Origin of the sequence: Microcystis protocystis FBCC-A270 (assembly GCF_050500235.1) — a bacterium.
GTDB classification, from domain to species: Bacteria; Cyanobacteriota; Cyanobacteriia; order Cyanobacteriales; family Microcystaceae; genus Microcystis; species Microcystis ichthyoblabe_A.
The window spans coordinates 917,268-932,047 of the sequence record NZ_CP191407.1 but is presented as its reverse complement, the minus strand read 5'-3'; the positions used below and the strand labels follow the sequence as shown (position 1 = coordinate 932,047).

The following is a 14,780-nucleotide window of genomic DNA, read 5'->3' as shown; positions in this document are numbered from 1 at the left end:
AGGAACTAATTATGTCCTTAATTTTGACCTTTTTGGGCAAGGGGGGCAGCGGTTGCAGTACAATAGCGATCGCTTCGGCAAAGAAAATGGCTGGTCTGGGGTCAAAAGTTCTCTTGATCGGTCAGGATCCTAGCCCTGCTTGGGGATTACTCCTCAAGGCCTCCCCTAGCTCCTCCATTACAGAAATTGCCCCCAATCTCTCGGTTGTGCAGCTTAGTAGTACACATTTACTAGAAAAAAGTTGGGAAGAAGTCAAGGAATTGGAAAAGCAGTATTTGCGTTCTCCCACCTTGAAAAATGTTTATGGTCAAGAGTTGGGCGTTTTACCCGGAATGGACCAAGCTCTAGCCTTAAATTTCCTGCGGGAACAGGATAAAAGCGGAAATTACGATGTCATCATCTACGACGGCAGCGGAGATATCAACAGTCTGCGAATGTTGGCGATTCCAGAGGTGGGCAGCTGGTATTCACGGCGTTTTCGCCAGGTTTTCAGCGATTCTGAGATTGGTCGCACCCTTTCTCCCTTTTTCCAACCAATCGCCGCCGCCGTGCTGAATTTCTCCTTTAATCCCGACGGTTTAGGGAAGAAGGTCGATAATAACATTCTAGACGAGGGACGTTCCGCTTTAGCCGATCCTCGGCGAGTTTTAGCCTATCTAGTCACCAATGATGATCCAATTGCGATCGCAGAGGCCAAATATCTTTGGGGTGGGGCGCAGCAAATCGGTTTAAATGTGGGGGGAGTGATTTTTAATCGCTGTCAGAGTGCCACCGAGGATTTTGCCCCGCTGCCGGCGGCGATTTTACCCGACCGTCAAGGAGAAGATTGGCAGGAGTTAATCGCCGAGTTACCCAATTTTCTCACGGTGCAGCCGCCCAAACCGTTAATAATCGATACGGCAGCCGGTCAGGTCAAGGTTTATTTACCCGGATTCGAGAAAAAACAGGTAAAACTGACGCAATCGGGCCCAGAATTAACCATCGAAGCCGGGGATCAACGGCGTAATATTGATGTACCACCGCCTCTGACCGGAAGATCGGTAAAAGGGGCAAAATTCCAAGAAGGTTACTTAATTATTTCTTTTTAAGGGATTATGTCGAACAGCGAGATAGAAAACAAGGATAATCGAGGCGCAAAAACTCGCCAATTATTGGGCATGAAAGGGGCCTCATCGGCAGAAACCTCCCTCTGGAAAATCCGCTTACAATTGATGAAGCCGATCACTTGGATTCCCCTAATTTGGGGGGTTGTCTGTGGGGCTGCTTCATCGGGTAATTATACTTGGTCTTTAGAAGATGTCTTAAAAGCGGCCACCTGTATGTTACTTTCCGGTCCATTGATGACTGGTTATACCCAAACTTTAAATGATTTTTACGATCGAGAAATCGATGCAATTAATGAACCCTACCGTCCGATTCCTTCGGGGGTGATTTCTATTCCGCAAGTGGTCGGCCAGATTTTGGTTTTATTAGCAGCTGGGTTAGGAATATCTTATCTTCTCGATCGCTGGGCTGGTCATGATTTCCCAATCATGCTCTGTTTAACCCTATTTGGTTCTTTTATTGCCTATATTTATTCAGCGCCACCCTTAAAATTAAAACAAAATGGTTGGCTGGGAAATTATGCCCTCGGTGCTAGTTATATAGCATTACCTTGGTGGGCAGGTCACGCCCTTTTTGGTCAGTTAAATTGGACAATTATGATCTTAACCCTTATTTATAGTCTAGCGGGGTTAGGCATTGCTGTGGTCAACGACTTTAAAAGTGTGGAAGGTGACGAAAAATTAGGCTTAAAATCCTTGCCAGTTATGTTTGGAATTACCACTGCAGCTTGGATTTGTGTGATTATGATCGATGTTTTTCAAGCGGGAATTGCGGGCTATCTGATTAGTATTCATCAGAATCTTTATGCCGCTATTTTACTGTTATTAATTATCCCTCAGATCACTTTCCAAGATATGTATTTTCTGCGGGATCCGCTCAAAAATGATGTCAAATATCAAGCCAGCGCCCAGCCTTTCCTAGTGTTAGGAATGTTGGTGACAGGTTTGGCTTTAGGTCAGGGGATACTCTGAAGATTGTAATTAATAAAAACTGGAAATATCCAGTTTATGGGACATAATCGCCTTGAATTGGGTTTCTGTTTACGGTAACTTGATCCGTCAAGAGGGGTGAAAATAGATTTTCGGTTCGATCCCCCCTTAATCCCCCCTTGATAAGGGGGGTGCCGATAGGCGGGGGGATCCCCCCTTGATAAGGGGGGTGTCGATCCCCCCCGCCCCCTTGATAAGGGGGGTATCTGACAATTTTTAATACCTACCTACTTAGCTCGATCCCTAGTCTTTTCGTTACAATTAAGAGGGAATCGATGCCGGGGGAAAAATTTACCTTTTTTTCTTCCCTCCGATTCGCCATTCTTGACGAACTAATCAAGAATAGTTCCTGTTTAACAAGATTGATTGAGACAAGTATCTCGCACCCTATCACCATGAGTAATACCAGTAATTTTCGCCAAGCTTTACGCGAGGCTAAAAGCCAAGCACTTATCGGCCCCAATGTTATCCCCAAGGCCCTGCCCTATCTCGGTGGTGGTCTAATTTTAACTGCGGTGGGAACCTATGGCGGTTTAGGTGTGATCCAATCCTATCCCCAGATTTTCTTCCCGACTTTCTTTGTCGCCCTGGTTGCCGAGATTATTTTATTTTTTGTCGCGCGTAGTAGTGCGGAAAGCGGCAATAAAAGCACTGCTCTGCCCCTGCTGACTCTCTATAGTCTTCTTTCTGGCTATACTCTCAGTGGAATCGTCTATGTGGCCCTAGGTACTTCCGGTGTTGGTTTGCGAGGAGTGGCAATTGCTGCCCTCGGTTGCGGCCTCGCTTTTGTGTTGGGACGCAATATCGGCTCGAATCTGTCGGAAAAAGATGGTTTGGCGCTGACTCAAACCGTTAGCATCGGTATTCTCGCTCTTTTTATTGTTCTCATTGGTCAGCTAATTTTCTCTATCTTTGGTGGCGGTACTCCCACCTGGTTAGAAATCGCTATTTCTGGCATCGGGGTTTTCTTGTTTGCTGGCTCGGCAGTGGTGGACTTTTACATCTTGCCCCGTACCTACAGAGATGAACAGTATCTCAGTGCTGCTTTATCGATGTATTTGACCTATATCAACCTATTTATCTTTATTCTGCGCCTTTTAATCGCTCTTAACGGTCGGGATTAGGGCAAATAGGGAGGAGTTAGAAATTAGTTACAACCTAACTTCTAACTCCGCTAGAATAGTAAAGAAATGTAAACGGACTGTAAAGATTATGCCTGAACCACAACCGACTCAAACTCCCAAATTAGAAGACCCCAAATTTGGTTTTAATGACTATGCCGAGCGCCTCAACGGTAGAGCCGCTATGATTGGTTTTGTGATCACCTTGTTGATCGAGTATCTAACTGGCCAAGGTCTGCTATCTTGGTTAGGGTTACAGTAGTTTTTTAAACTTTTTTAAGCATTCTAGGGGAAATAGAGCCTTGAGTGTTAGTTAACGCATACAGGCTTGATGATTTTCCCCGTAGAATCCTTGTAAGACCGAATCACCTCGCTGTTGTGGTGTGCCGTGGGAGTTATTGGGAGCTTCAAAATCGCCCACTTCCGAGGCCGCTTCCGCTAGAAGTTTTCCTGCTATTATATAATCCTGTTTGGATAAACTTCTTGCTTCGGTAAATAACCAGGAAAGGGTATCTCCCGCTAGACAATCGGCCTGTAATTCAATGCCGATGCTCATTCCACCTTCATCGATGCCACCGATACCCCGATTCCACTGAACAGCGTGAGCAGCCTCGTGAGCGACGGCGTAAAGGGGAAATAGGGGATTATCACTAATGCGAGTGACTTGCTGGAGATTGACGTAAACTGTATTATCTACAGTGCAGAAAGCCGCTAGGGAAATTACACCGCAGGGAGTGGTTATCGGGCCATCACTTAACAAATACTTAAAATTGATCTGGTGTAATTGAGCCGTATATTCAATTACCGCTTCTAGGGCATCCGTAATATCGTCTGCTTGCGCTCTCTGGGCTAGAGGGGATAAAATCAAGAGGGAACTACAGGAAACAGCAGATATCAGGGATAATAAACGTTTACGGCCAGAGTTAGGTTTCATGATACTAACAAAGTCGGGAGTGAGGAAAAAGTTTAATTGATCTGAATTAGCCTAGCGCTACGATTACAATTCTAAAGGCTATATCTAAGACTTCCAGAGAAAATACAGAATTTACGCAGCTTTTGATCGAAGTTTACAGAATTTCTGGTCAAGGTTTAGGAAATTAATTTGGCACGACCACTTAGGGTCTGCTGAAAAAGTTTTTCGGTAATGATTCGGTAGTAGTGGCGTAGCTCTGTTGCTTACCTGGTATGAATTGTGTAAAATATTTATCCCACATTCCGCACCCTCAACTGTCACATAAGCTATCCCCCTCCAGAGACTTGAGTAAAAATACTTAGCTGGTGAAGGTTTTCTCGGCACCAGCTAGGGGGGTCTTGAAACCCCTAATTAGGGTCTGCTGAAAAAGTTTGTTGGTGGGGGCAGGGTGTGGGGTGTGGGGTGTAGGGTTTTACCGATTTTGAGGTAGTCAGTTACCTAATTTTCAGGGAAAAAGTACCTGAATTTTACCCCCGATCCCTCCAATGGTCGGCACTTTTTGAGGGAAAAAAAGTCTAAAAGCCTTATCCAACAAGGTTTTTAGATTTATTCAGCAAGCCCTAATTATGAAAAAATAGGAATTGTTGGAAAACTGAGGCGAGTGGACTGTTCGACCAGGAATCAATCAACAGAAATTGAAGTCAAAAATCTAGACCATCTGGGATTAGTAGCCGGAATTATCGATGAAATAGGAATCGTTGAAATTATCAACGAACAAGTCTCAATTGAGCGAGGAGAAATTGTCACAGCGGGGCAAGTCGTCAAAGCAATTATCCTGAATGGATTGGGATTTGTCTCCTGGGACTTGTATTTATTTCCTCAATTTTTTGAAGATAAAGCAACCGAACATCTGCTGGGAGAGGGCATCGAACCCAAACAATTAAATGATGATAAAATTGGTCGAGTAATGGACAAACTTTATCAACTTAATGTTTCGGTCATTTTCCTACTCATTAGTTTAGCCGCCGTGAAAAAATTTGGTGTAGCAACCGAGAATTCGGCTCTTCTCGACTTTGTGTGATAATTTTTGCTTATGGAATCGTGAAATGCTTATCGGGTAACACTTTTAGGACTATTTTGTCGAAGAAACTATCAGTATAGACCTCGTTTCCACACAGAAACCAGAAGAGCCAGAATTCCCATTTAGATTCGACTTCTCTATCAGTAGAAGGAGAATATAAAAAGGAATACCCAACAGTAGAAATCCTGAAATCAGGAGCAGTGGGAGAAGAAATTGAAACCAGACAAAAGCCAATAAAAATTACCTACGGATACTCCCGCGACCGAAGACCTGACTTAAAATAATTTATGATTGACTTAATCGTAAGTGGGGATGGAGATGTACCTTTATTCCTGAAAGTAGGGGACGGAAATGAAGCGGACAAAGCGGTTTTTGGTCAAATCGCCCGAGAATTTAAAAACAAGTTGACTTTGACAGTTTAATAGTCGGCGATAGCGCCCTCTATAGCAAAGAGAATTTAAAACTAATGAGAGAAATGCGTTGGTTGTCTCGAGTCCCCTTCAGCATTAAAGAGGCTCAAAAGTTAGTCGATAGCATCTCAGAAAAAGAGTTAACCGATTCAGAAATACCGGGTTATTCCTGGCGGGAAACAAGCTCTAACTATGGGGGGATAGAACAAAGATGTTTGCTAGTTGAAAGTCAAGCTAGACAAGAATCAGACTTGAAAAAATTAGAGAAAAAAATCGAGCAAGAAAAGAATTCTGTCCAAGAAAAAATCCGCCAACTATCCCGAAGAGAATTTGAGAATAGAGCGGTGGCGTTGGCGATATTCAAGGGATTATCTGACTTCTTAAAATATCATCAGTTAACGGAGATTAAAGTCAATCTCATTCCGCCTGAGTCCCAGCAGTCAAAACTTAAATCAAAAGACGATTTATCCTCTCAAAGCTATCAAGTTCAAGCCGAATTAGAGTTAAATTTGCCAGCCATTGAGAGGCTAAAGAAACGAGCAGGACAATTTGTTTTAGCAACTAACGAATTGGAGAAAAAACGATTGAGCAGTGAGGATATACTCAAAAAATATAAAGGGCAACAAGCTCCAGAAAGAGGATTTTCTTTTCTCAAAGACTCCTGCTTTTTTGCCCACAGTGTCTTTCTCAAATCTCCCCATAGAATCGAGGTCATGGCCATGCTCATGGGCTTGTACCTGCTGGTTTATACTATTGGTCAAAGACAACTTCGTCTGAACTTAAAACAGCAGGAGACGGGACTGAAAAATCAGTTGGGTAAGTTAACTGACAGACCAACATTACGCTGGATATTTCAGAACTTTCAAGGGATTCATCTCCGACCTATTCAAGACAATCAAAAGATTAGCAACTTAACGGATGAGAGGCGCAACATTTTGAGATTTTTTCCCAAACCTTGCCAAGAATATTATCTCTTATCTTGACGAGAGGTATTGACTTCAAGGGGTAATAAAACTTAAGCACTACTCGAACATCTCCCCCTAGATGTTAAGTCTGATTGCCCAGTAATTCTCAATAAGCACTGTTTATTGAGAATTACTGGGGGAACCCTGAAATTTTCGGCTTAGTTGCCGGCAGCTTGCCGCCAACTCACTCCTCTAGATAAGTATTTTGACTCACGCCCCTTCCTCTTTTGAGACGTTGTGACACTTAGGGTGCGGAATGTGGGATAGATGGTTTCATGACTGAGCGATTCTTGACCAGCTTTTTTCAGACGACCTGCTATTTGTTCGGGACTATGATAATCTTTCAATCCTTCTTTGACCAACTCTAAGGCTAACTCGCTGACATTTTTAAAGGGTTGTTTGGCATTTTTGGTGCGCGTCTCGCTTTCAGCTTCTGCTGTGTCAGGTAGATAGCAGCCTAGGGAACTTTGATTCCTTCTTAATTCTCGCTCTGGTCGTGCTTTGATGACATCCGAGCCAGACGGCCATTTGCCGTTGAGATAAATTCCCCTCCTGACTAAGTTGGTAGAGCAAGTTTCTTTGTTCTATGTTAAGATGTTGAGGGCTTCGTTTTTGGGTCTGATTTGTTTTTGTTAATGATCAGACAGTACCTGATGAGCCTTTCTTTGACAACTCTTGAGGTTGATGCGTTTCATTTTTGAATTGGCGATTTCTACTACAAAAATCTGCCTAAATCGAATTCCGTTGTGGCAGTAATTTCTCGAAAACGTTCTTGACTGATAATTAACAATAATCTTTCAGTATAATCCACCGCACCGCGCAATTCTCGTTCTAATCTTGCTAAACCGGCGTTGGCATATTCCTCGAAAATTGTCACTCGCAAAGCTTCCGAATCTACCCCGTGGGGAGAAAGAATTTTTGTGTCTTGCAATTCATTGACTGCCAATAATTTGATTAGGGTATCGTAGCCACGAGAAATAAAAATTTCTAGGTTAATAGGTGAGGGTTCCTTCGCTACATTTTCTATGGCCACCCTCTCTTGATATCTTACCCCTAAAGCCGCCGCAAAAGCGATGACATCAGCATAGGTCTGAAAAGGACCAATTCCCTGATTAAAATTAACTAAGGACTGGACAAATTCCCCTTTATCTCTAGCAATACGCACTCGATGAATGGACATTATTTACCAAGTAAAAAGTAAAAAAGTTTACAAAATTCAGGAGATAGAAATTATCAGTATCTATGAACTATTTTATCTATCCCCTATCCGCCAATAACTGATAACTGCTTTAAGGATAAGTTTTAATTAGTCCTTTAGCTTGGTAAACATGAAATTGTTCGATGGCGACACCACCTCGCTTGATCGGAATGACAGCTACTTTAGTTATATCTTGGAAATAGGGACGGTAGCGATCGATTATTTCTGGTCTTTCTAGAGAACTATTTGTAGTAATTAATAAACCATTTTTACCGATCCATTCTTGAGGATTAAACCAAATTTGATAACCCCTTTGATCGTTGTTAAAACAGGTGACGGGAATAGGAACTAGGGGATAAAGAGCCATATCTAGCCATGCTGTCACATAAAAATTATGGGTAAAAACGAAGCTAGAATCTTTTAAGAGGGCTAATAATTCGGGCGAATTAGCAAAGCCTTGGCGCAGTTGATCGATATCGACAATTTCCCGAGAAGGGTCCTGTTCTGGGGCAATAATTCCCCCAAAAATTGCGTATTGACTAGGTTTTTGGAAAGTGCCAAAAGTAACGTGAAGCATTGCTATAGATAAAACAGTAACGATAAAAATTCCCGATCCCCATAACCATCTTTTTACCCAGATTCGAGAAGATTGCTGCCAAGTATTGGCCTTTTCTCCTAATAAAATTGTGCAGGACCAGAACCCGGGTAAAATCCAACTAGGGGCGAGATAGTGGGAAGCACCCACATAAAGCATTCCCAGGATTAAAGGCAGAGAAACCGAGAGAATTAACCATTTTTTGATTGATTCTTCATCTCGCTGAAAAAATCTTTTTTTCGAGAGAAAGTTAGGAATTTGTTCAGCAAAGCTTTTAAATGTCACCCACCACATCGGCAGACCAAAAGGAGGAAACATCGTGGCGATACTAATGCCAATAACCGAGAGAATACCGAGAATATTAAAGGTTTTGGGTTCTCCAGAAAAACGGTCTTCTAAATGAAAGCGAAAGGAAATCCAATCATGGTTAATATTCCAGTAGATAATCGGCAATAAAGTTATCAAAAAAAGAATAAATCCTAATCCCAACCAAGGGGATCTAAATACAGGCCAATAGCGGGGAGTGGTCAGACAAAATAAAACTAAACCAAAGCCCAAAATAAAGCCGTGATATTTACTTAAAACCGCCAATCCTACGGCAAGTCCAATATAAGCGAGACGATAGCTAGGATGATAGTTTTTTTCCCGAATTGGCCAGAATTCTTGGGCAGCTAAATAGACTGTTAATGACCAAAAAAAGATTAAAGGACTATCTGGCTGCGAAAGAATCCCGAAGACAATCCCATAGATGGGGATGAGAGTGGCGATCGCTAAAGTCATTCTGGCGACTGGCAGACTGAACAATTTTAAAGCTGTCAGATATAGCAAGCAGAGGCTGCCAGTATAGAAAAGGAGAGTCCCGAAGCGAATGGTAAATTGATTGACTAATCCCGTGATCCAAGTCCCAAAACCCGTGGAAATCGCTACTATTGGCGGATGATCGAAATAACTCCAATCCAGATTATGGCTGTAAACGTAATAATAGGCCTCATCGTACCCCGGATAAAGCCCCAGGGCGATGATGATTCTAAACAGGAGTCCACCGATGAGCAGATAAACGGCAATGCGATCGCTAAGTATTTTGGTCAAAATTCTTACCTCATTTCATCGCTAAAACTGATGTTAGAGACGGGAGATTTTTGGGGTTGCCAGATTCGAGATTTGTGCATCTATGGCAAGGTTAGATTTAAATGTGATCTTTAGTTACTATATCACCAACTCTGTCATCTCTTAGCCCTTGGCTATCGGCAAACTCTCCCTAGGCGTTGCTGATTGGGGATATGAACGAGGATTAAGGGAAAGGGGAACTTAGATAAAACTGATGTTAATTAAATAACTTTTGCCCCTATCAAAGCAATAATAATCAGGGCGATAGATTGCGGAATTAATAATCTTAAGTAGGTAGGTGTTAAAAGTTGTCAGGTACCCCCCTTATCAAGGGTTGATTCATAGTTAGGTTGATTTATGAATCAACCTACAAAGCACGACGTTTTGAAAAACTTTCAGATATTTATTCCGATGAGAGAATGAAACGATCCTAGGAGTATCGGGGGAAGCGCCCAGAATCTGAGATGCTTCCCCTATGTTGACTAATTTTTTGCCTTGACAAAACCTAGTTAAAAACGCCAACCTAGCTAGGTTGGACGAGATTATTTAAGCCATAAACCACTTTAGCGGTGATAATCTTGTCCTTATCGGTAAGTTCTTCTAACACCTCTTTTCCCTCGACTAAATAGCCGAAAACCGAATAACGACCATCCATGAGATTAAACCCCGGAGGAGTTAATTCATTATCGAATTTAAAGAAAAAGAATTGCGAGGAACCTCCGTTAGGATTGGTATCCGGACGCGCTAGGGCCAATGCACCAAAAGCGTTAAAAGGCAAGGCGAGACTGGGTAAGTAAATCCCTAATTCTTCGAGAGTATTGCCATAAACTGGCTCTTCTTCCCCTTTAATCAAAATTTCTAAGGGAATAGAGCGATATTGCTTAGTTTTCGGGTCAATAAATCCCTCTTCTGCACCGACGGGATCCCCGGTTTGGACAACGAAATTATCTTCGCTGCGAATGAAGGGTAAACCGTCATAAAAACCCCGTTGGACTAAATCCAGAAAGTTACCCCCATTAATCGGAGCGCTGTAACCATCCACAACGATGGTTAAATCTCCTTTGGTGGTCTGCATCTCTACGGTGGCACGTCCTCGCAATTGCGGCAAGTTAGCGTATTCCGGGGGAACGTTAAAGGGAAAACCCACCACCATTAATTCTTCTAAAGCGGTGATATTATTGAGCAATTCTCGTCTGGTTGACCAAACTGCCTCTTTATCCTTTGCTTCTACGGCCGTATCGAGGGCTGCCACTCCCGTTTTCAGTTTTTCGATTAATTCCTCCCCTTGGCTTTTACTTGCTTCGGGAACACTATCTAAGATAGCCTTGCTTTTGGTAGAAAGGGCATAATTGGCATCCTTGACATCTTTTTTAATCGGACTCCAACGCTTGGCCCGCAGATGTTTGGCAATATCTTCGATCGATTGTTGCACTTGACGAATTGGTTTATTATCTATGGGTAAGGCATTGCGTAAAATAGCAGTGGGATCCGTTACCGCGTCACCCTGAGCAAGCACAGCTAAAGCAGGAGTAGTCCCCTTAACCGTGAACAGACTTAAGATTAAAAGTAGTGCCAAGGCAATACTAGCACCGCTTTTTAAGAAAAATTTGCCCCATTCCCGTAATCTTGTCTTTATTTTCATATTTTGGTCGGTTCCTCAATGGCCATACCTATCCAAAATACTTGTAGGCTTTTAGGGGAACCCTTGTCAATAGCTGAGAAAACCGATCGAAGCCATTATCAGTTATCAGTTATCAGTTATCGGTTATCAGTTATCAGATGTGAGTTTTCATTTCACTGATTACTGTTCACTGTTTACTGGACGGCTACGCCGTGCCTTTGGCAACACTGAAAAAAAGCTCCCCTCTTCCCCAATTCATAATTTATAATTTATAATTCCCACTCCCTTTTTTTACCTTTTATGACTATAATTGTCGATTATCGCTTTCCTCCCGCTATTAATGCCGAAAAACAGGCAAAAACGATCGCTATCGGTCAAACCGCCGGCACTTGGAGCGAGCGCCACAGTCATCGTCAAAAGCAGCTGCAACAACACCTAGCGGAAGTGGTGGAGATCAGGGAGGAAGCAGACGGTTATAAGGTGGCTAGGGTGCGTTTTCCCCAGATAAACGTTGAAAATGACATCGCCAGTCTTTTAACCATGATTTTCGGCAAATATTCCATGGCTGGAGCAGGAAAAGTGGTGGGGGTGTACCTACCCGAAAGCTACGGCACAAAAGCCAAGTTAGGAATCACAGGAATTAGGCAACGTTTGGGGGTTTATGATCGACCTCTAGTTATGGCAATTTTTAAACCCGCTTTAGGACTATCGGCCCAAGATCACGCCGATATCCTGCGAGAAGTGGCTTTCGCTGGCTTAGACGTGATTAAAGATGATGAAATCATGGCGGATCTTCCCGTAGCTCCCACCCACGAGCGCCTAGATTGTTGTCGTCGGGTTTTGGAGGAAGTGCGGCAGCAAACCGGTAGAAATGTTCTCTATGCGGTTAATGTCACCGGAAAAGCGGACGAATTGCAGAGAAAAGCCCGTTTATTGGTGAAACATGGCGCTAATGCCCTGTTATTAAACGTTCTTACCTACGGTTTTTCCGTTTTAGAAGCTTTAGCCAGTGATCCGGCGATCGATGTTCCCATTTTCGCCCATCCTGCCTTTGCTGGAGCGATGTGTGCCGGTAGCGATACGGGATTAGCCTATTCTGTGGTTTTGGGGACGATGATGGCCCACGCAGGAGCCGATGCGGTGCTATATCCCGCCGCTTACGGTAGTTTACCCTTCGATCCCCAGGAGGAGGGCAAAATTCGCGATATTTTGCGCGATAGAAACGTTTTTCCGGTTCCCTCGGCCGGTATTCGTCCCGGTATTGTTCCCCAGGTCCTTGGGGATTACGGACGTAATGTTATCCTCAATGCGGGAACCGGAATTATGGATCACCCATCGGGACCAGCCAGTGGTGTCAGGGCTTTTTTTGAAGCTTTAGCCAGAATAGAAGCGGGTGAGTCTTTTGATCCCGCCAATTTGCCCGAAGGAGCCTTAAAACAGGCAATTCTAGAGTGGGGTTAAGAGCAACTTTTTCAAATGCACTATACAAGTATTTTGTCAAGCATTTTTAGAAAATTTAACAAATAACTTGCCGTTTTAGATAGGGTTGCAGCACTTCCGGCACTTTTACTGTCCCGTCCGCCTGTTGATAATTTTCTAGGACAGCGGCCATAGTACGACCGATCGCCAATCCCGAACCGTTGAGGGTGTGGACAAAATTAGTGCCTTTTTGCCCTTTTTCTTTAAAGCGAATATTTGCCCGTCGTGCCTGGAAGTCTCTAAAATTAGAACAACTGGAAATTTCCCGATAGGTATTAGCCGAAGGTAGCCACACTTCTAAGTCATAACATTTGGCCGCCGAAAAACCCAAGTCACCGCTACACAATTCAATCACCCGATAGGGCAACTGTAAAGCTTGCAGGATTGCCTCTGCATTAGCGACTAAACTTTCATGTTCCTGAGCAGAAGCGTCAGGATGGACGATTTTGACCATTTCCACCTTATTAAATTGATGCAAACGGATCAAGCCCCTCGTATCCTTGCCATAGCTGCCCGCTTCCCGACGAAAACAGGGAGTATAGGCACAGTGTTTGATCGGTAATTGCTCCGATGAGAGGATTTCATCGCGATAGAGATTAGTAACGGGTACTTCTGCTGTTGGTGCTAACCAAAGCTCATCATCTCGACATTTAAAGCTTTCTTCCGCGAATTTTGGCAGTTGTCCCGTCCCGCGCAGGGAGTCACTATTGATCAGAATTGGCGGTAAAACTTCTGTATAACCGGCGACAATATGGCGATCGAGCATAAAATTAATTAAAGCTCTTTCTAGGGCTGCCCCGAGGGCGATAAGATTAACAAAACGACTCTGGGCGATTTTTACTGCCCGTTCAAAGTCTAAAATGCCCAATTTTTCCCCAATTTCCCAGTGAGGCAAAATATTCGGGTTGGTGGGTTTATATTCTTCTCCCCAGCGTCTGACTTCGACATTTTCCCGTTCATCCTTACCGATGGGAGTGGTTTCACTGGGTAAATTGGGTAAATCTAAGATTTTTTGGTCAATGGCCGCTTTAATCTCTTTTTCCTGCGGTTCTAATTGAGCTAGTTTACTTTTAATCTCGTTTCCTTCTGTTTTCATTGCCAAGATTTCGGGACTGTTGACATCGCTGCCACTTTTCACTTTTTGTCCTACCAGTTTACCGATTTCGTTACCCCGGGCCTGTAAACTGCTGCGTTCTAACTCTAAAGCCTTCTGTTGTTGATTTAACTGGAGAATAGGGGCAATATCATAACTACCTCCCCGACTATCTAAGCGTTTCTGTACTTCCTCTGGATTTTCTCTAATTTGCTTTAGGTCTAACATGGTACGAGTCAGTAAAAAGTAAAAATTAAGTGGGGGAGTCGGAGAATCGGCAGCCCGAGGGGAAATGTTGTCAATCTCTAACCAATGCTCAATAATAACTCAAAACTTAACTAAAATATCGGTTAAAAGCCGCCGGTAAAATTAGCGGTATATTTAATTGTGGTGTCTGGAGTAAGTCTCATGCTCAAATATCTGCCTGTTAAATTCCTGCGTTTTTTAGCGATTAGCTGTCTTGTCACGTTAATTTCTCTAGGATTTGACCGTTTACACCCCGTTAAAGCTAATCCCACCCTCATAGCTCAAAATGCTTGGGCCGGGGCCTCCTTCCCCGTGGAAAACTTTCAAACCTACACCTCCGGTTTCGGTTATCGTTTCTCTCCCATGGATGGCAGTCAACAATTTCATGCCGGGTTAGATCTGGCCGCACCCTTGGGCAGTTATATTCGCAATTGGTGGACTGGCAAAATCGTCGAATTATCCGATCATACAGGCTGTGGCACCATGATTAAGATGCAATCGGGTCAATGGACGCATATTTATTGTCATCTCATGGGTTCGGTTCAATCCGACAGCCGTGGTACTTTTTTAATTGACAGGTCAGGAGGAATCGTCCTTACTCTCGGCCAGGATATACCAGCAGGGGCCCGCATGGCTAGAGTGGGAATGACAGGACGCACCACCGGACCACACCTGCACTGGGGACTGATGTACGGCAATCAATACGTTGACCCCGCTTTGGTTTTAAATGCTATGTACGGTTCTAATCCTTCGGGTAATAGTTAAGAGAATCTGCGATCGCATTCTGTTGAGAAAAAACATCGCTGCCCAGATTTAGTGAATAACGAGGGACACTGCTAAAATTAAGCTGATCGATTC

Annotated in this window: 11 protein-coding genes and 3 pseudogenes; 8 read left to right on the top strand and 6 right to left on the bottom strand. The window is 43.5% G+C overall.

Annotation, left to right across the window (positions count from 1 at the left end):
• The first annotated feature begins 11 nt into the window (after nucleotides 1-11).
• From ACQY1X_RS04470 to ACQY1X_RS04455, 4 genes are all read left to right on the top strand, one after another.
• Nucleotides 12-1,088 (top strand): Get3/ArsA fold putative tail anchor-mediating ATPase NosAFP, encoded by a 1,077-nt coding sequence (locus tag ACQY1X_RS04470; RefSeq protein ID WP_024970494.1) that lies wholly within the window; start codon nucleotides 12-14, stop codon nucleotides 1,086-1,088.
• 6 nt (nucleotides 1,089-1,094) lie between these two features.
• Complete coding sequence (gene chlG / locus ACQY1X_RS04465) at nucleotides 1,095-2,075, top strand: chlorophyll synthase ChlG (RefSeq protein WP_287231484.1); 981 nt, start codon at nucleotides 1,095-1,097, stop codon at nucleotides 2,073-2,075.
• Between the two features lie 413 nt (nucleotides 2,076-2,488).
• On the top strand, nucleotides 2,489-3,217 hold the full coding sequence (locus ACQY1X_RS04460; RefSeq protein WP_002776167.1) for a Bax inhibitor-1/YccA family protein: 729 nt from the start codon (nucleotides 2,489-2,491) through the stop codon (nucleotides 3,215-3,217).
• A gap of 88 nt (nucleotides 3,218-3,305) precedes the next feature.
• Nucleotides 3,306-3,476 (top strand): hypothetical protein, encoded by a 171-nt coding sequence (locus tag ACQY1X_RS04455; RefSeq protein WP_002776166.1) that lies wholly within the window; start codon nucleotides 3,306-3,308, stop codon nucleotides 3,474-3,476.
• A gap of 51 nt (nucleotides 3,477-3,527) precedes the next feature.
• Here ACQY1X_RS04455 and ACQY1X_RS04450 read toward each other — a convergent pair whose 3' ends face one another.
• The gene (locus tag ACQY1X_RS04450) at nucleotides 3,528-4,148 is read right to left on the bottom strand and encodes a metalloprotease (protein WP_104396311.1); all 621 of its coding nucleotides are present in this window, start codon (nucleotides 4,146-4,148) and stop codon (nucleotides 3,528-3,530) included.
• Between the two features lie 640 nt (nucleotides 4,149-4,788).
• Here ACQY1X_RS04450 and ACQY1X_RS04445 point away from each other — a divergent pair.
• Nucleotides 4,789-5,183 (top strand): annotated as a pseudogene (locus tag ACQY1X_RS04445) (DUF4277 domain-containing protein); the annotation flags it as partial.
• Between the two features lie 138 nt (nucleotides 5,184-5,321).
• Nucleotides 5,322-6,601, top strand: a pseudogene (locus ACQY1X_RS04440) (IS1634 family transposase); the annotation flags it as partial.
• Nucleotides 6,602-6,747: 146 nt separating this feature from the next.
• Here ACQY1X_RS04440 and ACQY1X_RS04435 read toward each other — a convergent pair.
• The 4 genes and pseudogenes from ACQY1X_RS04435 to ACQY1X_RS04420 form a co-directional block, all read right to left on the bottom strand.
• Nucleotides 6,748-7,171: pseudogene (locus ACQY1X_RS04435) on the bottom strand (transposase); the annotation flags it as partial.
• 127 nt (nucleotides 7,172-7,298) lie between these two features.
• Nucleotides 7,299-7,763: a DNA phosphorothioation-associated protein 4 gene (locus tag ACQY1X_RS04430; RefSeq protein ID WP_002738176.1), complete on the bottom strand. Its 465-nt coding sequence runs from the start codon at nucleotides 7,761-7,763 to the stop codon at nucleotides 7,299-7,301.
• A 109-nt stretch (nucleotides 7,764-7,872) separates the two neighbouring features.
• A complete protein-coding gene (locus tag ACQY1X_RS04425; RefSeq protein WP_002792685.1) occupies nucleotides 7,873-9,465 on the bottom strand; it encodes an ArnT family glycosyltransferase in 1,593 nt (530 codons plus the stop codon).
• Nucleotides 9,466-10,006: 541 nt separating this feature from the next.
• Complete coding sequence (locus ACQY1X_RS04420) at nucleotides 10,007-11,125, bottom strand: peptidylprolyl isomerase (RefSeq protein ID WP_002735469.1); 1,119 nt, start codon at nucleotides 11,123-11,125, stop codon at nucleotides 10,007-10,009.
• Between the two features lie 279 nt (nucleotides 11,126-11,404).
• Between ACQY1X_RS04420 and ACQY1X_RS04415 the strand changes: the two genes are divergently transcribed.
• Complete coding sequence (locus ACQY1X_RS04415; RefSeq protein WP_430014060.1) at nucleotides 11,405-12,565, top strand: 2,3-diketo-5-methylthiopentyl-1-phosphate enolase; 1,161 nt, start codon at nucleotides 11,405-11,407, stop codon at nucleotides 12,563-12,565.
• 55 nt (nucleotides 12,566-12,620) lie between these two features.
• Here the strand turns inward: ACQY1X_RS04415 and serS are convergent, their stop codons facing one another.
• Nucleotides 12,621-13,904, bottom strand: a complete 1,284-nt coding sequence (serS, locus tag ACQY1X_RS04410; RefSeq protein WP_002792682.1) for a serine--tRNA ligase — start codon at nucleotides 13,902-13,904, stop codon at nucleotides 12,621-12,623.
• A gap of 180 nt (nucleotides 13,905-14,084) precedes the next feature.
• Between serS and ACQY1X_RS04405 the strand changes: the two genes are divergently transcribed.
• Nucleotides 14,085-14,687, top strand: coding sequence for a M23 family metallopeptidase (locus tag ACQY1X_RS04405; protein ID WP_002755577.1), 603 nt, complete (start codon nucleotides 14,085-14,087; stop codon nucleotides 14,685-14,687).
• The last annotated feature ends 93 nt before the right edge of the window (nucleotides 14,688-14,780 follow it).

Excerpts from the sequence above, each read along its gene's own strand:
- ACQY1X_RS04460 (WP_002776167.1), top strand. The coding sequence starts at position 2,489 with ATGAGTAATACCAGTAATTTTCGCCAAGCTTTACGCGAGGCTAAAAGC.
- ACQY1X_RS04455 (WP_002776166.1), top strand. The coding sequence starts at position 3,306 with ATGCCTGAACCACAACCGACTCAAACTCCCAAATTAGAAGACCCCAAA.
- ACQY1X_RS04405 (WP_002755577.1), top strand. The coding sequence starts at position 14,085 with ATGCTCAAATATCTGCCTGTTAAATTCCTGCGTTTTTTAGCGATTAGC.
- ACQY1X_RS04470 (WP_024970494.1), top strand. The coding sequence starts at position 12 with ATGTCCTTAATTTTGACCTTTTTGGGCAAGGGGGGCAGCGGTTGCAGT.
- ACQY1X_RS04420 (WP_002735469.1), bottom strand. The coding sequence starts at position 11,125 with ATGAAAATAAAGACAAGATTACGGGAATGGGGCAAATTTTTCTTAAAA.
- ACQY1X_RS04450 (WP_104396311.1), bottom strand. The coding sequence starts at position 4,148 with ATGAAACCTAACTCTGGCCGTAAACGTTTATTATCCCTGATATCTGCT.
- ACQY1X_RS04430 (WP_002738176.1), bottom strand. The coding sequence starts at position 7,763 with ATGTCCATTCATCGAGTGCGTATTGCTAGAGATAAAGGGGAATTTGTC.
- chlG (WP_287231484.1), top strand. The coding sequence starts at position 1,095 with ATGTCGAACAGCGAGATAGAAAACAAGGATAATCGAGGCGCAAAAACT.
- ACQY1X_RS04415 (WP_430014060.1), top strand. The coding sequence starts at position 11,405 with ATGACTATAATTGTCGATTATCGCTTTCCTCCCGCTATTAATGCCGAA.
- serS (WP_002792682.1), bottom strand. The coding sequence starts at position 13,904 with ATGTTAGACCTAAAGCAAATTAGAGAAAATCCAGAGGAAGTACAGAAA.